15 protein-coding genes are annotated in these 14,221 nt (G+C 58.8%); 9 read left to right on the top strand and 6 right to left on the bottom strand.

All coding sequences use genetic code 11. The features are described 5' to 3' along the window. Window positions 1–25 precede the first annotated feature (25 nt). The 5 genes from sucC to ACA062_RS24290 all read left to right on the top strand — a co-directional run bounded on the left by sucC (window position 26) and on the right by ACA062_RS24290 (window position 5,230). The gene (gene sucC, locus ACA062_RS24310) at window positions 26–1,192 is read left to right on the top strand and encodes an ADP-forming succinate--CoA ligase subunit beta (protein WP_497453360.1); all 1,167 of its coding nucleotides are present in this window, start codon (window positions 26–28) and stop codon (window positions 1,190–1,192) included. Beyond that, window positions 1,192–2,073 carry a succinate--CoA ligase subunit alpha gene (gene sucD / locus ACA062_RS24305; RefSeq protein ID WP_008148605.1) on the top strand — a complete coding sequence of 294 codons (882 nt, stop codon included), beginning with the start codon at window positions 1,192–1,194 and terminating at the stop codon, window positions 2,071–2,073. Before sucC ends, sucD begins: the two co-directional genes overlap by 1 nt. Before the next feature lie 440 nt (window positions 2,074–2,513). Next, window positions 2,514–3,827: a branched-chain amino acid transport system II carrier protein gene (brnQ, locus tag ACA062_RS24300; protein ID WP_497453359.1), complete on the top strand. Its 1,314-nt coding sequence runs from the start codon at window positions 2,514–2,516 to the stop codon at window positions 3,825–3,827. Between the two features lie 264 nt (window positions 3,828–4,091). Then, the gene (locus ACA062_RS24295) at window positions 4,092–4,829 is read left to right on the top strand and encodes a DUF599 domain-containing protein (protein WP_497453358.1); all 738 of its coding nucleotides are present in this window, start codon (window positions 4,092–4,094) and stop codon (window positions 4,827–4,829) included. Next, on the top strand, window positions 4,829–5,230 hold the full coding sequence (locus ACA062_RS24290; RefSeq protein ID WP_497453357.1) for an MAPEG family protein: 402 nt from the start codon (window positions 4,829–4,831) through the stop codon (window positions 5,228–5,230). The genes ACA062_RS24295 and ACA062_RS24290 overlap by 1 nt, the downstream gene beginning before the upstream one ends. Window positions 5,231–5,297: 67 nt before the next feature. Here the strand turns inward: ACA062_RS24290 and ACA062_RS24285 are convergent, their stop codons facing one another. Next, entirely contained in the window at window positions 5,298–5,531 is a 234-nt protein-coding gene (locus ACA062_RS24285) for a hypothetical protein (protein WP_497453356.1), read from the bottom strand. Between the two features lie 158 nt (window positions 5,532–5,689). On the opposite strand from ACA062_RS24285, the gene ACA062_RS24280 reads away from it, so the two are divergent. From ACA062_RS24280 to htpG, 3 genes are all read left to right on the top strand, one after another. Further along, on the top strand, window positions 5,690–6,166 hold the full coding sequence (locus tag ACA062_RS24280) for a PaaI family thioesterase (RefSeq protein ID WP_497453355.1): 477 nt from the start codon (window positions 5,690–5,692) through the stop codon (window positions 6,164–6,166). Next, entirely contained in the window at window positions 6,163–6,615 is a 453-nt protein-coding gene (locus tag ACA062_RS24275) for a PaaI family thioesterase (RefSeq protein ID WP_128870171.1), read from the top strand. Before ACA062_RS24280 ends, ACA062_RS24275 begins: the two co-directional genes overlap by 4 nt. Window positions 6,616–6,696: 81 nt before the next feature. Next, window positions 6,697–8,601: a molecular chaperone HtpG gene (htpG, locus tag ACA062_RS24270; protein WP_497453354.1), complete on the top strand. Its 1,905-nt coding sequence runs from the start codon at window positions 6,697–6,699 to the stop codon at window positions 8,599–8,601. A 320-nt stretch (window positions 8,602–8,921) separates the two neighbouring features. Here htpG and ACA062_RS24265 read toward each other — a convergent pair whose 3' ends face one another. Both ACA062_RS24265 and ACA062_RS24260 read right to left on the bottom strand, forming a co-directional pair. Continuing rightward, window positions 8,922–9,782: a pirin family protein gene (locus tag ACA062_RS24265; protein ID WP_497453353.1), complete on the bottom strand. Its 861-nt coding sequence runs from the start codon at window positions 9,780–9,782 to the stop codon at window positions 8,922–8,924. Window positions 9,783–9,843: 61 nt separating this feature from the next. Beyond that, window positions 9,844–10,260, bottom strand: a complete 417-nt coding sequence (locus tag ACA062_RS24260; RefSeq protein WP_128869329.1) for an OsmC family protein — start codon at window positions 10,258–10,260, stop codon at window positions 9,844–9,846. 152 nt (window positions 10,261–10,412) lie between these two features. Here ACA062_RS24260 and ACA062_RS24255 point away from each other — a divergent pair, with 152 nt between their 5' ends. After that, window positions 10,413–11,417 (top strand): amidohydrolase family protein, encoded by a 1,005-nt coding sequence (locus tag ACA062_RS24255; RefSeq protein ID WP_497453352.1) that lies wholly within the window; start codon window positions 10,413–10,415, stop codon window positions 11,415–11,417. A gap of 142 nt (window positions 11,418–11,559) precedes the next feature. Here the strand turns inward: ACA062_RS24255 and ACA062_RS24250 are convergent, their stop codons facing one another. Genes ACA062_RS24250 through purM form a run of 3 tightly spaced genes read right to left on the bottom strand, consistent with a single transcriptional unit; the run spans window position 11,560 to window position 14,002 of the window. Further along, on the bottom strand, window positions 11,560–12,273 hold the full coding sequence (locus tag ACA062_RS24250) for a DUF3108 domain-containing protein (RefSeq protein WP_064679020.1): 714 nt from the start codon (window positions 12,271–12,273) through the stop codon (window positions 11,560–11,562). Between the two features lie 8 nt (window positions 12,274–12,281). Continuing rightward, on the bottom strand, window positions 12,282–12,932 hold the full coding sequence (gene purN, locus ACA062_RS24245) for a phosphoribosylglycinamide formyltransferase (protein WP_497453351.1): 651 nt from the start codon (window positions 12,930–12,932) through the stop codon (window positions 12,282–12,284). Between the two features lie 11 nt (window positions 12,933–12,943). Further along, a complete protein-coding gene (purM, locus tag ACA062_RS24240) occupies window positions 12,944–14,002 on the bottom strand; it encodes a phosphoribosylformylglycinamidine cyclo-ligase (RefSeq protein WP_128873302.1) in 1,059 nt (352 codons plus the stop codon). Window positions 14,003–14,221: the final 219 nt, after the last annotated feature.

Raw genomic sequence — 14,221 nt, 5'->3', positions numbered from 1 at the left:
GTACCTAACGAAGACGGTAAAAAGCATGAATCTTCATGAGTATCAGGGTAAGCAGCTGTTCGCTGAATACGGCCTGCCAGTATCCCAGGGTTTCGCCGTAGACACCCCGGAAGCAGCAGCAGAAGCATGCGACAAGATCGGCGGGACCGAATGGGTTGTCAAAGCCCAGGTTCACGCAGGTGGTCGCGGTAAAGCGGGCGGCGTAAAGCTGGTTCGCAGCAAAGAAGACGCCAAAGCCTTCGCTCAACAGTGGTTGGGCAAGCGTCTGGTGACTTACCAGACTGACGCCAATGGTCAGCCAGTCACCAAGATCCTGGTTGAATCGTGCACTGATATCGCTAAAGAGCTGTACCTGGGCGCTGTCGTTGACCGTTCGAGCCGCCGCATCGTGTTCATGGCTTCCACCGAAGGTGGCGTGGACATCGAGAAAATCGCTCACGACACCCCTGAGAAAATCCTCAAGGCCACTATCGATCCACTGGTTGGCGCTCAGCCATTCCAGGGTCGCGAGCTGGCATTCCAGCTGGGTCTGGAAGGCAAGCAAGTGACTCAGTTCGCCAAGATCTTCGTTGGTCTGGCCAAGCTGTTCAAGGATCACGACCTGGCTCTGCTGGAAGTGAACCCGCTGGTGATCAAGGCTGACGGCGATCTGCATTGCCTCGACGCCAAGATCAACATCGACGCCAACGCCATGTACCGTCAGCCTAAGCTGAAGACTTTCCACGATCCGTCGCAAGACGATCCGCGCGAAGCGCACGCTGCCAAGTTCGAACTGAACTACGTAGCGCTGGACGGCAACATCGGTTGCATGGTCAACGGTGCTGGCCTGGCCATGGGTACCATGGACATCGTCAACCTGCATGGCGGCAAACCAGCCAACTTCCTCGACGTGGGCGGCGGTGCTACCAAAGAACGCGTGACCGAAGCGTTCAAGATCATCCTGTCCGACACTAACGTCGCTGCAGTATTGGTCAACATCTTCGGCGGCATCGTTCGTTGCGACATGATTGCCGAAGGCATCATCGGCGCAGTGAAAGAAGTCGGCGTGAAAATCCCGGTTGTTGTTCGCCTTGAAGGCAACAACGCTGAGCTGGGCGCTAAAGTACTGGCAGAAAGCGGTTTGAACATCATCGCTGCTACCAGCCTGACCGACGCTGCTCAACAAGTCGTTAAAGCTGCGGAGGGCAAATAATGAGCGTCCTGATCAATAAAGACACCAAAGTTATCTGCCAGGGTATTACCGGTTCGCAAGGTAGTTTCCACACCCAGCAAGCCATCGAATACGGCACCAAGATGGTCGGTGGCGTTACTCCGGGCAAAGGCGGCACCGAGCACCTGGGTCTGCCAGTGTTCAACACCGTGAAAGACGCTGTAGCTGCCACTGGCGCCACCGCCAGCGTGATCTACGTTCCAGCTCCTTTCTGCAAGGACTCCATCCTGGAAGCAGCATTCGGCGGCATCAAGCTGATCGTTTGCATCACTGAAGGCATTCCTACCCTGGATATGCTGGATGCCAAGGTCAAGTGCGACGAGCTGGGCGTAGTCCTGATCGGTCCTAACTGCCCAGGCGTGATCACTCCAGGCGAATGCAAGATCGGCATCATGCCAGGTCACATTCACTTGCCAGGCAAGGTCGGTATCGTTTCCCGTTCCGGCACCCTGACCTACGAAGCTGTGAAGCAGACCACTGACGCCGGTTTCGGTCAGTCGACTTGCGTCGGCATCGGCGGTGACCCGATCCCGGGTTCGAACTTCATCGACATCCTGAAGCTGTTCCAGGAAGACCCGAAGACCGAAGCGATCGTGATGATCGGCGAGATCGGCGGTTCGGCTGAAGAAGAAGCGGCTGCCTACATCAAGGCACACGTGACCAAGCCGGTTGTTTCCTACATCGCTGGTGTGACTGCCCCTGCGGGCAAGCGCATGGGCCATGCTGGCGCAATCATCTCTGGCGGCAAAGGCACTGCAGACGAGAAGTTTGCTGCCCTGGAAGACGCAGGCGTGAAAACCGTGCGTTCGCTGGCAGACATCGGCAAGGCTCTGTCCGAGCTGACCGGTTGGGCGATCAAGTAAGCCTCGCGCTTAACTTGTAGCTCTGCTGACAAAGGCCACCTTCGGGTGGCCTTTGTCGTTACCGGGGTTTGTGTCGACCCTGCGGACGCCATCGCGGCGGTGCGGCGATCCGACAAGCCCGCTCCCACAGGTGCCCGGGAGGTTCAAAAAATTGCATACGACACATTTCCTGTGGGAGCGGGCTTGCCCGCGATGCCGGACTTACAGGCGACAACCAATTACATGCATAAACGCGACATCGAAATGTCGTGTATCGGATAGTTCGCACCCTAACAGTGCGTTTGTCGGCCAAATTCGTTAGGCTAGCCGCCATTTTGCGTCCCCAGCCCACAAGGCCGCTACGCGCTAAACGGGTCAGTCCCATACGGACCGACAGCATTTCCCTCACCCATAGGGAAGTCCCCCTCTAAATTCCGATTCAGTAGTGTGGTATTTCCTTAATGAAAGTGTTGAAAGGCCAGGACATCCTGGCACTTGGATTTATGACCTTTGCCCTGTTTGTCGGGGCTGGCAACATTATCTTCCCGCCTATCGTCGGCTTGCAGGCCGGACCTCATGTCTGGCTGGCGGCGCTGGGCTTTCTGATCACCGCAGTCGGTCTGCCGGTGATCACCGTGGTAGCCCTGGCCAAAGTCGGCGGCGCCATGGATGCCTTGAGCAGCCCGATCGGTAAAGTCGCCGGGGGCCTGCTGGCCGCTGCGTGCTACCTGGCTGTCGGCCCGCTGTTCGCGACGCCGCGCACCGCGACCGTGTCCTTCGAAGTCGGCCTGGCACCGCTGACCGGCGAGAGCCCGCTGGCACTGTTCCTCTACAGCTCGGTGTACTTCCTGCTGGTGTTCTTCATCTCGCTGTACCCGGGCCGTTTGCTGGATACCGTAGGACGTTTCCTCGCACCGCTGAAGATCATCGCCCTGGCTGTTCTCGGCATCGCCGCGTTTGCATTGCCGGCCGGTGATATCGGCGTGGGCACTCCCGAGTACGTGGCGGCACCGTTTTCTCAAGGCTTCATCAATGGTTACCTGACCATGGATACCCTGGGGGCGCTGGTCTTCGGTATTGTCATCGTCAATGCCATCCGCTCCCGTGGTGTCGAGTCGCCGGCGCTGATCACCCGTTACGCGATCATTGCCGGGCTGATTGCCGGCGTGGGGCTGGCCCTGGTGTACATCAGCCTGTTCCGTCTCGGTTCGGGCAGTCATGAAGTGGCTGCCGGTGCGACCAATGGCGCGGCGGTATTGCACGCTTACGTGCAGCACACCTTCGGCTCCCTGGGCAGCGGCTTCCTGGCGGTGTTGATCGCCCTGGCCTGCCTGGTCACGGCGGTCGGTCTGACCTGTGCCTGCGCTGAATACTTCAGCCGTGTGCTGCCACTGTCCTACAAGACCCTGGTGATCATCCTCGCCGCGTTTTCCCTGCTGGTGTCCAACCTGGGCCTCACCAAGCTGATCGCGTTCTCGATCCCGGTACTGACCGCAATTTACCCGCCGTGCATCGCCCTGGTGGCCCTGAGCTTCTGCAAGGACTTCTGGCATGAGCAGGGCCGTATTGTCGGCCCGGTCATGCTGGTGTCCTTCATCTTCGGCCTGATCGATGCACTCAAAGGCGCCGGTCTGGCGGACTGGCTGCCGACGCAGCTGGCTCACCTGCCATTGAGCGAGCAAGGCCTGGCGTGGCTGGTACCGTCGGTCATGACGCTGGTGGTGGCGGTGGTGTGTGATCGTTTGCTGGGCAAGCGCGAAGAAGCGCTGGCTTAAGCCGCTGCAAGGGCCGCCACAAGCGGGCCTGTGAAAGCACAAACAGAAATGCCCCGTATCGATTGATACGGGGCATTTTTTTTGGACTCGGTGCAGTGTCTTTTCTCTTAAGTTAACGTCGAAGCATTGCCCGTTCCCTGTGGGAGCGAGCTTGCTCGCGATAGCGGTGTAGGTCAGCCTATCTGCTGAAGTCAGACCGCTATCGCGAGCAAGCTCGCTCCCACACGGGGTCAGTGTTTCCGCAGACACATCACAAGGACCTCCATGTCGTTCATCCTCGCCAACCTGATCCACATTCTCGCCGCCGCCTGGTTCGTGATCTGCTGGGGCGGCTACACGCGCTATGCGACCTGGAAAGCCCGCGACACCGCATGCCTGGCCAGCGTCCTGCACCTGTACCGCGAAGACTGGATGCGCCGCATGCTGCTGCGCGATAACCGTATCGCCGACGCCAGCGTGATCGGCAACCTGGAGCGCAACGCCTCGTTCTTCGCTTCCAGCACGCTGATTATTCTGGCCGGCATTCTCACGGTGCTGGGTGCTTCCGAAAGGGCCGTGTCGTTGCTGGCGGATATCCCGATGGTGCAGCAAGCGTCCCAGGGCATGTCGGAAATCAAGTTGTTGTGCCTGGCGCTGGTATTTGTCTATGCGTTCTTTACCTTCAGCTGGTGCATGCGCCAGTACAACTTCGCGGCGATTCTGGTGGGTTCGGCCCCCATGGTCGGTGAACGGCATGTTTCCGAACAGGAACGCAAAGCCTTTGCCGCCCGGGCAGCCCGGGTGATTTCCATGGCCGCCAACCAGTTCAACTTCGGCCTGCGCTCTTATTACTTCGGCATGACCATGTTGGCCTGGTTCGTCAGTCCCTGGTTGTTCATGTTGATGAGTACCGGCGTGGTGTTGGTGCTCTATCGCCGGGAATTTCACTCCGACGTTCTCGACGTAATGGTCTATACCCCTACAGAGGCACCCTTGCCCGAGGCGAGTAAAGAGGTCGCTTGATGAGTATTCCGTTCTGGTGTGTGTTTATCAGTGCCTTGCTGATTTATGTGGCGCGCATTCCGGTGGCCAAGGCCATGAAAGAGCAGGGCGGTTACGATAATCACCTGCCGCGCCAGCAGCAGGCGCAACTCACCGGCTTCGGTGCCCGGGCGCTGGCGGCGCATCAGAACTGTATCGAGGCATTCATATTGTTTGCGGTGGGGGTGTTGATGGCGCACACCACGCAGACGGCGGGGTGGCTTATCGATTCGCTGGCAATCATCTTCGTGATAACACGAATCATTTATTTGTTGTGCTATTGGGTAGATTTGGCCTGGCAGCGCAGCCTGGTGTGGTTTGTCGGCTTAGTCTGTTCGTTGTTGCTGATGATTAGTCCGACTTTTAGAACTATTTTGCTCTAGTACCCGGATGTGCAGACAAAAGAAAACCCGCACTTTGGCGGGTTTTCTTTGTCACGCTAAAAACGTTTTAGTTTTTAGGTGCTTCTTTTGTCGCCGCTTCGTTCGATTCAGCCTGAGCTTTGGCAGCTTCGGCGTTTTCTTTCGCTGCGTCGTTCACTTTATCCTGAGCTTTGTTCATGTCTTGCTGAGCTTGCTCAGCATGTTGGTTGGCATCTTGAGCTTTGTCCTCGGATTTTTTATCGCAAGCAGCGAGACCGAGGGAAGCGGTCAACATCAAGGCAATAGCAAAAGTCTTACGCATGGGGTGTTTCTCCTTATGGAAAATATCTACTGGCCTTTCGAGCACAGCGCTCAGCGTTAAGTTCCTCAATTCATACAGATATATAAGTTTATTCCGGCGGGAACTTTTACTCAAAGCGCCTAGTGCGATCTCAGGACACTAATAAGAGTTTTTATCAAATGGCCGAAAACCCCGTTTTTGAGCGTGCGACACGATTCCTGTCGGCGCTGCGACATTGTCAGGTACTCGGGCTGCGGGTTCACAGCGCGAGTTGTGAAGGGCTCACCGTGATATTGCCGTACAGCCCGCAAATCGTCGGCAATCCGCTAACCGGCGTGATCCATGGAGGGGCACTGACGTCGCTGATGGACACCGCCTGTGGCATGTCCACCCTCTGCGTGTTGCCCGAGTTCGAAGTGTGTCCGACCCTGGACCTGCGCATCGATTACATGCACGCCGCCGAACCGCACAAAAATGTCTATGGATTCGCCCAGTGCTACCGGGTCACCACCGATGTGATCTTCGCCCGCGGCTTCGCCTATCAGGACGACCCCGAACAACCCATCGCCCATGTCGTCGGCACCTTCATGCGCATGGGTAAAGCCATCAAGGGCACCAAAGGGTATGGCGGTGTCATCGCCGGAGGTACGCAATGACTGACAACTTCAAAGAACAACTGCAACAGGCCCATGAACAGGGGGACTACGCCTCGCTGCTGCACCGGGTTCCCTATGCCAAACTGATCGGCATCGAGTGTTCGCGCGTGGGGGATGAGTTGTTGTTTCGCTTGCCGGCCAACAAGGACAACATTGGCAACCCTCTGCTGCCGGCGATTCATGGCGGCGTGATTGCCGGGTTCATGGAGTTGTCCGCGGCGCTGCACCTGCTGGTTTTCACCGGATCACCCGGCGTGCCGAAGATCATCGACTTCTCCCTCGACTACCTGCGCGCAGGGCAATTCCGTGACACCTGGGCCAGGTGCCAGGTTTGTCGCCAGGGGCGGCGCGTCGCCAACGTGGCGATTACGGCCTGGCAAAGTACCGAATCCGAGCCGATTGCCACGGCCCGGGCCCATTTCAAAATCGAAGAGCCCTTGAAATCCTGATCTGAGCCCCCAACTTTGATGACAACCCGCCGCCGACCATCAAGGTCGCGGCTTATGCCATCTGATTGGAGTTTGATGACCATGAGTGTGGAAACTCAAAAGGAAACCCTGGGCTTCCAGACCGAGGTGAAGCAACTGCTGCACCTCATGATCCATTCGCTGTATTCCAACAAGGAAATTTTCCTTCGCGAATTGATCTCGAACGCCTCTGACGCTGTCGATAAATTACGCTTTGAAGCCTTGGCCAAGCCTGACCTGCTGGAAGGTGGCGCCGAGCTGAAGATCCGTGTGAGCTTCGACAAGGACGCTAAAACCGTCACCCTCGAAGACAACGGCATCGGCATGAGCCGCGAAGACGCGATCACCCATCTGGGGACCATCGCCAAGTCCGGCACCGCCGACTTCATGAAACATCTGTCTGGCGATCAGAAAAAAGATTCGCACCTGATCGGTCAGTTCGGCGTGGGTTTCTACTCTGCATTCATCGTTGCCGACAAAGTCGACGTGTTCAGCCGCCGTGCCGGTGCTGCTGCCAGCGAAGGCGTGCACTGGTCATCCAAGGGTGAAGGCGACTTTGAAGTCGCGACCGTTGAGAAAGCCGAACGCGGCACCCGTATCGTTCTGCACCTGAAGTCGGGTGAAGACGAATTCGCCGACGGCTGGCGACTGCGCAACATCATCAAGAAGTACTCCGATCACATCGCACTGCCGATCGAGTTGCCGAAAGAAGTGGCAGCCGTTGAAGGCGAAGAGCAACCGGCCGTTGAATGGGAAACCGTCAACCGCGCCAGCGCCTTGTGGACTCGCCCTCGCACTGAAGTCAAGGACGAGGAATACCAGGAGTTCTACAAGCACGTCGCTCACGATTTCGAGAACCCGCTGAGCTGGAGCCATAACAAGGTCGAAGGCAAGCTGGAATACACCTCGCTGCTCTATGTGCCGGCCCGTGCACCGTTCGACCTGTACCAGCGTGAAGCGCCCAAAGGCCTGAAACTGTACGTGCAGCGTGTGTTCGTCATGGATCAGGCCGAGTCGTTCCTGCCGCTGTACCTGCGCTTCATCAAAGGCGTGGTCGATTCCAACGACCTGTCGCTGAACGTGTCGCGGGAAATCCTGCAGAAAGACCCGATCATCGACTCCATGAAGTCGGCGCTGACCAAGCGTGTGCTCGACATGCTGGAAAAATTGGCGAAGAACGAGCCTGAGCAATACAAGAGCTTCTGGAAAAACTTCGGCCAGGTCATGAAAGAAGGCCCGGCAGAAGACTTCGCCAACAAAGAGAAAATCGCCGGCCTGCTGCGTTTCGCCTCCACCCAGGGCGAAGAAGGCGAGCAAGTGGTTTCCCTGGCCGAATACCTGGCTCGCGCCAAGGACGGTCAGGACAAGATCTACTACCTGACCGGCGAAACCTACGCGCAGGTCAAAAACAGCCCGCACCTGGAAGTCTTCCGCAAGAAAGGCATCGAAGTGCTGCTGCTGACCGACCGCATCGATGAGTGGCTGATGAGCTACCTCAGCGACTTCGACGGCAAGAGTTTTGTCGACGTGGCGCGCGGTGACCTGGACCTGGGCAACCTGGACTCGGAAGAGGACAAGAAAGCCGCGGAAGAAGTCGCCAAGTCCAAAGAAGGCCTGGTCGAGCGTCTGAAAACGGCACTGGGCGATTCGGTGGCCGAAGTGCGGGTTTCCCACCGTCTGACCGATTCCCCGGCGATTCTGGCCATCGGCGAGCAGGACCTGGGCATGCAGATGCGTCAGATCCTGGAAGCCAGCGGTCAGAAGGTTCCGGAGTCGAAGCCGATCTTCGAATTCAACCCGGCTCACCCGCTGATCGAGAAACTCGACAACGAGCAGAGTGACGAGCGTTTCGGCGACCTGTCGCACATTCTCTTCGATCAGGCGGCCTTGGCGGCCGGCGACAGCTTGAAGGACCCGGCCGCGTATGTGCGCCGCCTCAACAAACTGTTGGTTGAACTGTCGGTTTAACAGCGTTGTACAAAAAAACCCGCTTCGGCGGGTTTTTTTATTCTGGCCGTGCATCGCGCTAGCTCTAGCGTTTACGTCGATGCCTAACCTGCTGGATGAGGTGTTCAGGGGATGATTGCTGCTGCCTGGCATTTTCGGTGGCAGTGCCGGCCTCTTCGCGAGCAAGCTCGCTCCCACAGTGGAATGCGGTGCTCCTGTGGGTGCGAGACCGGCTTGCCGGCGAAGGCGCTGCAACTGGCACCGAAGATCTCCACATTGAAATGCGTTCCCCTGTGGGAGCGAGCTTGCTCGCGATGGCGGTGCAACTGGTACCAGAGATCTCAAGGCAGTTCGATCCGCTCGCTTTCCCCCGGCACCGTAGGCCAATCCCCGGCGGCCCAGCGTCGCCGCGCTTCTTCGATAGCCGCCGGATCGCTCGCCACAAAATTCCAGTTGATCCGCCGCGGTCCATCCAGCGGTGCACCGCCGAACAGCACGGCGTGACAGTCGCTCTCGGCGAACAGCGTCATCGCTTCCCCGGCAGGCAACACCGCCAGCGTAAGGGGTTCCAACAGCTCGCCATCCAACTGCGCCTCGCCCTTCAACACATACAGTGCCCGCTCTTCATGCTCGGTAGGTATGAGCAACGTGGTGGCCGTTTGCAGGTTCAATTCGGCATACAGCGTAGGAGAAAGCACTGGCACCGGCGATTCCAGGCAAAAGCCTGACCCTGCAATCATCCGGATCTTCACGCCAAGGTTGTCGCTGACCGGCAGTGTGGCCGCCGGGTGGTGGCTGTAGTGCCCCGGGCCCTGTTCATGTTCCTTGGGCGACGCCAGCCAGATCTGCAGCCCATGCATCCTGAACCCGCTGTCCTTCAGTGCCTGCGGCGTGCGCTCGACATGGGCGATCGCGCTGCCCGCCGTCATCCAGCTGACATCCCCAGCCTCGACCACCTGATCGGAGCCCAGGCTGTCCTTGTGCTGGATTTGCCCTTCGAACAAGTAGGTGAGGGTGGACAGGCCAATATGCGGATGCTGCCGGATGTTCATGCCATGGCCTGCCGGGTACAGGGTTTCCAGCATGTGGTCGAAAAACACAAAGGGTCCGACACTGCGGCATTTGGCTGACGGCAAAGGGCGAAGAATCGGTTGGCCTTCGACGTCTTCGGCGCGGGGACGGATCACGAGCGGAGTGTTCATGGTGCATTCCAGGCTGAGCGGGTGACGCATGGAGCATAACCCGCTTGCGCAGCCCTTGCCGCTATTGGCTGAAAGCCCCTTCGGACAGATGGGTTTCGATACTGACTTCAGTGCTGGTCATCAGCTTGTGCACCGGGCAGCGGTCGGCTACGCGGTGCAGTTCGTCGCGCTGGGCGTCGGTGAGCACACCCTTGAGGGTCAGTTTGACGTGCAGGGCATATTTGCCTTTCTGCTCTTCGCTGTTATCGCGTTTGACCTCGACCGTGACACCGGTCAGCGGAATGTCCTTCTTCCTGGCGTACATCTTCAGGGTCAGGGCCTTGCAGGCGCCGAGGGCGGCGTCGAAGTAGTCGTGGGGCTCTGGCGCAGTGCCTTCGCCGCCGATCTCTTTGGGGACATCGGCAAACAACTCGTGCTCATCGATCTGGACGCTGTGGCGAAAACCTTCGGCGGAAACGGTATTGACGGTAACAGTCATGGGAAACCTCGCAGGCAAGGAAAAGTCATTCAGTCAAAAAAGACCTTGAAGGTATAGAGCATTCCTACATGTTCGCGTTCCACTTTCTTGCCTTGATGAACCCTGGACCTTGCGCTGGGGTCTACGCTGTTCCTACATGCTGGAGATCGCCCGTGCCTCTGTTCCGCTACAGCGTTGCCTGCCTGTTAGTCTTTGCCTGCCACGTTGCCAGCGCCCGCGAATATGCCTACAGCGATGCGCACCTGCATTACGTGGACTTTTTTCAGGAAACGGCCGGGATGCCGAAATTGCTCAAGGCCATGGCCGACAACCGCATCGAGCATGTGATGATTTCCGGCATTCCGGTGGCCAAGAAATGGCACGAAGACGAACCCAAGCGTCCACGTTATTACGCCGGCGATGACGCCGATGCCTACTGGTACAGCGCCACCGATGTCATAGTCGCAGCCGCCGTGAACTCGTTGAGCCCCGAACAGCGTCAGTACTTCCACCCGTTCCTGTCAGGTTTCAATCCCAACGACAAGAACTCCGCGGCGCATATCCAGCGCATGCTCGATCTCAATCCCGGTCTGTGGCAGGGCATAGGCGAGGTCTTCACCCGCCACGATGACCTGACTGCGCTGACGTCCGGCGACACACCGCGGGCGAACAACGAGGCGATGACGCGGATTTATCACCTCGCCGCCGAAAACGACTTGCCGGTCATGCTGCATTCCAACATCACCTCCAAGCGTGAGAAAAATCCGTTGTACCTGGCGGAAGTCGAAGAGCCGCTGCGTAATCATCCGCACACCCGGTTCATCTGGGCTCACGCCGGTACCAGCGCCGAGATTCATCGCCACCAGACTCAGCTGGAGTTTCTGCTGCCGACCCTGACGCGTCTGCTTGAGAAGCACCCCAATCTGTTCGTGGACCTGTCCTGGAGCATGCTGACGCCCTACCTGCTGGATGAGCAGGGCAAGCCTAGGCAGGAATGGTTGAAGTTGGTGGAGCGCTTCCCGGAACGCTTCATGCTCGGCTCCGATGTCGTGGGACGTTTCAACAAGCTCGGTAAGGAAATGCGCAGCTTCGATCCGTTTCTCGATGCGTTGCCGGAAGACGTCGCCCGAAAAGTCGCGCGGGATAACTTTCTATCGATCCTGCCCCGTCCCCTGTAGGAGCCGGCTTGCCGGCGAAGGCGTCCTTGAGAGCGCCTTCGCCGGCAAGCCGGCTCCTACACAGAACGGTTACAAATATGACTATTCGTCAGACGAAAAAAAAGCCCCGCACATTGCGAGGCTAGTTTTGTATCGACCCGGATCAGCTGCCTTTGACAGCCTTGCCGTTGACCGTACCGTCCAGGAGCATGATGTTGTACTCCTTGCCGTCCGTCTCGACCTGTTGCAGGCGGACCAGCAGGTAATCCCAGTCCTTGGCGAACCACAGCACGGTGATGCGTTTGCTCTGCGTCGGATCGCGCACGCGCTCGACCTTGATCGCATCGATCTGGCCGGCCTTGGTGTCGACTTTTTCCGAACCCAGCACGCGGAAGTCATAGGTATCGACTTCGCCATCATCGACGACCTGATAGCTCATGCTTTTCTTGCCGGCGGCCACGTCGTGCTGCAGGGCCAGCTGATAAGTGGATTTGTCGACCATGCCGCGGTTGAGCGGGAGTTTGACCGGGTCGCCGCGATCGGTGCCGGTGACCATTTTGTTGGTCCAGTCGAAGTCCAGGTCAGCCTTCTTGGCTTTGCCCAGACCGCCACGTTCGAAATGGTAGGACTGTGGCAGCAAGGTGTCCTTGTCCAGGGTCAGGGTGCTTTCTTCGGTCAGGCTGGCGATCATCATCGAGGCCTTGAAACTGAGCTTCCAGGCGCCGTTGGCTTGCTTGGTCAGGCTGCGCTCGGCGGTGCCGCTCATGGGCAACTGCTTCCAGTCGGCGGTGTAGCTGGCGGAGAAAGGTTGAAGTTCTGCAGCCTGTGCAAAAGGCAGGACGAGCAGAGCGCAAGCGAAGAGCAGGGCGCGACGCATAAAATCTCCTAGGTTCGAATCAAGTGGCCGCTGGCGGCAAGTAGCTTCCCATCCAGTAAAGCACCTTGCTCGCCGAGTGATAAACGACCTTCGGCAAACCAGCGTACGGCCAACGGGTAGATCAGGTGTTCCCGGGTGTGGACTCGCTGCGCCAGACTCTGCGGCGAATCCTGCAACTCTACCGGTATTACTGCCTGTACGACCAGCGGTCCGCCATCGAGTTCCTCGGTGACAAAGTGCACGGAGCAGCCGTGCTCGGTGTCGCCGGCCTCCAGTGCGCGCTGGTGAGTGTGTAACCCTTTGTATTTGGGCAGCAGCGAGGGATGGATGTTGAGCAGGCGACCCTGGTAGTGGCGCACGAAGCCGGCGCTGAGAATGCGCATGAAGCCGGCCAGGACCACGAGTTTGGGATTGAAGGCGTCGATCAGTTCGATCAGCGCGGCATCGAAGGCCTCGCGGCCTTCGAAAGCCTTGTGATCCAGGAAGCGGGTATCGATACCCGCGTCCCTGGCGCGTTGCAGGCCGTAGGCGTCGGCGCGGTTGGAAATCACCGCAGCGATGCGGGCCGGGCTGTCGCCGGTCCGCGTGCTGTCGATCAAAGCCTGCAAGTTACTGCCCGTGCCGGACAACAGCACCACCACATCACAGGTGTGGGACATCCGCTCTTGCATCAGTGTGCCTTGAGGTTTTTCAGTTCGACCTGGGCCGCGCCTTCGGCAGCGGTGGAGATCTGGCCGATGACCCAAGGCTGCTCGCCGGCTTCACGCAGCACGTTCAGCGCGGTTTCGACGTGCTCTTGAGCGACGCAGATGACCATGCCCACGCCGCAGTTCAGCACGCGGTGCATCTCGTTTTCGTCGACGTTGCCTTGCTCTTGCAGCCAGTCGAACACGGCAGGACGGGTCCAGCTCGCCACGTCAACTACGGCTTGTGCGCCTTTTGGCAGCACGCGCGGGATGTTGTCCAGCAGGCCACCACCGGTGATGTGGGCCATGGCCTTGACGGCGCCGGTGTCCTTGATCAGCTTGAGCAGCGGCTTCACGTAGATGCGGGTCGGGGCCATCAGCAGGTCGGTCAGCGGCTTGCCGTCGAGCTGGATGTTTTCGATGTCGGCACCCGACACTTCGATGATCTTGCGGATCAGCGAGTAGCCGTTGGAGTGCGGGCCGGAAGACGGCAGGGCGAGCAGGGCATCGCCGGCAGCGACTTTGGAACCGTCGATGATTTCGGATTTTTCCACGACGCCGACGCAGAAACCGGCCAGGTCGTAGTCTTCGCCTTCGTACATGCCAGGCATTTCAGCGGTTTCGCCGCCGACCAGGGAGCAGCCGGACAGTTCGCAGCCGGCGCCGATGCCAGTCACGACCTGGGTCGCGGTTTCGACGTTGAGTTTGCCGGTGGCATAGTAGTCGAGGAAGAACAGCGGCTCGGCACCGCAGACCACGAGGTCGTTGACGCACATGGCCACCAGGTCGATGCCGATGCTGTCGTGCTTGTTCAGGTTCAGTGCCAGGCGCAGCTTGGTGCCGACGCCGTCAGTACCGGAAACCAGCACAGGCTGCTTGTAGCCGGCCGGGATTTCGCAGAGGGCGCCAAAACCGCCCAGGCCGCCCATGACTTCCGGGCGCGCAGTGCGCTTGGCGACGCTCTTGATGCGTTCGACCAATGCTTCACCGGCGTCGATGTCTACACCGGCGTCCTTGTAGCTCAGGGAGGGTTGCTTGCTCATGATCCAGGCCTTTAGGGGGGATTCAGGGGTAACGACCGAGTTCAACGGGACCACTTGTACCGGCGAGGGCGATTGCCGAGCGCAAATTCAAGGGCCCGGCTGTTGCCGGTCTGCGAAGGCGCGCGATTTTATCAGGCTTGAGGGGCAGCGGCCATCCTCAGGCCGACAGCAGGGGCATATCGGCTGAAAAAAACTGTAATTGCCCGGGTTGGTGCAATC

It is taken from the genome of Pseudomonas sp. LBUM1679, from assembly GCF_059695565.1.
The sequence above is the reverse complement of the archived record's forward strand: the minus strand, read 5'-3'. Positions and strand labels throughout refer to the sequence as shown.

Bases quoted from the DNA above. Each gene is read 5' to 3' on its own strand.
- sucC (WP_497453360.1), top strand. From the start codon at position 26: ATGAATCTTCATGAGTATCAGGGTAAGCAGCTGTTCGCTGAATACGGC.
- sucD (WP_008148605.1), top strand. From the start codon at position 1,192: ATGAGCGTCCTGATCAATAAAGACACCAAAGTTATCTGCCAGGGTATT.
- brnQ (WP_497453359.1), top strand. From the start codon at position 2,514: ATGAAAGTGTTGAAAGGCCAGGACATCCTGGCACTTGGATTTATGACC.
- ACA062_RS24295 (WP_497453358.1), top strand. From the start codon at position 4,092: ATGTCGTTCATCCTCGCCAACCTGATCCACATTCTCGCCGCCGCCTGG.
- ACA062_RS24290 (WP_497453357.1), top strand. From the start codon at position 4,829: ATGAGTATTCCGTTCTGGTGTGTGTTTATCAGTGCCTTGCTGATTTAT.
- ACA062_RS24285 (WP_497453356.1), bottom strand. From the start codon at position 5,531: ATGCGTAAGACTTTTGCTATTGCCTTGATGTTGACCGCTTCCCTCGGT.
- ACA062_RS24280 (WP_497453355.1), top strand. From the start codon at position 5,690: ATGGCCGAAAACCCCGTTTTTGAGCGTGCGACACGATTCCTGTCGGCG.
- ACA062_RS24275 (WP_128870171.1), top strand. From the start codon at position 6,163: ATGACTGACAACTTCAAAGAACAACTGCAACAGGCCCATGAACAGGGG.
- htpG (WP_497453354.1), top strand. From the start codon at position 6,697: ATGAGTGTGGAAACTCAAAAGGAAACCCTGGGCTTCCAGACCGAGGTG.
- ACA062_RS24265 (WP_497453353.1), bottom strand. From the start codon at position 9,782: ATGAACACTCCGCTCGTGATCCGTCCCCGCGCCGAAGACGTCGAAGGC.
- ACA062_RS24260 (WP_128869329.1), bottom strand. From the start codon at position 10,260: ATGACTGTTACCGTCAATACCGTTTCCGCCGAAGGTTTTCGCCACAGC.
- ACA062_RS24250 (WP_064679020.1), bottom strand. From the start codon at position 12,273: ATGCGTCGCGCCCTGCTCTTCGCTTGCGCTCTGCTCGTCCTGCCTTTT.
- purN (WP_497453351.1), bottom strand. From the start codon at position 12,932: ATGTCCCACACCTGTGATGTGGTGGTGCTGTTGTCCGGCACGGGCAGT.
- purM (WP_128873302.1), bottom strand. From the start codon at position 14,002: ATGAGCAAGCAACCCTCCCTGAGCTACAAGGACGCCGGTGTAGACATC.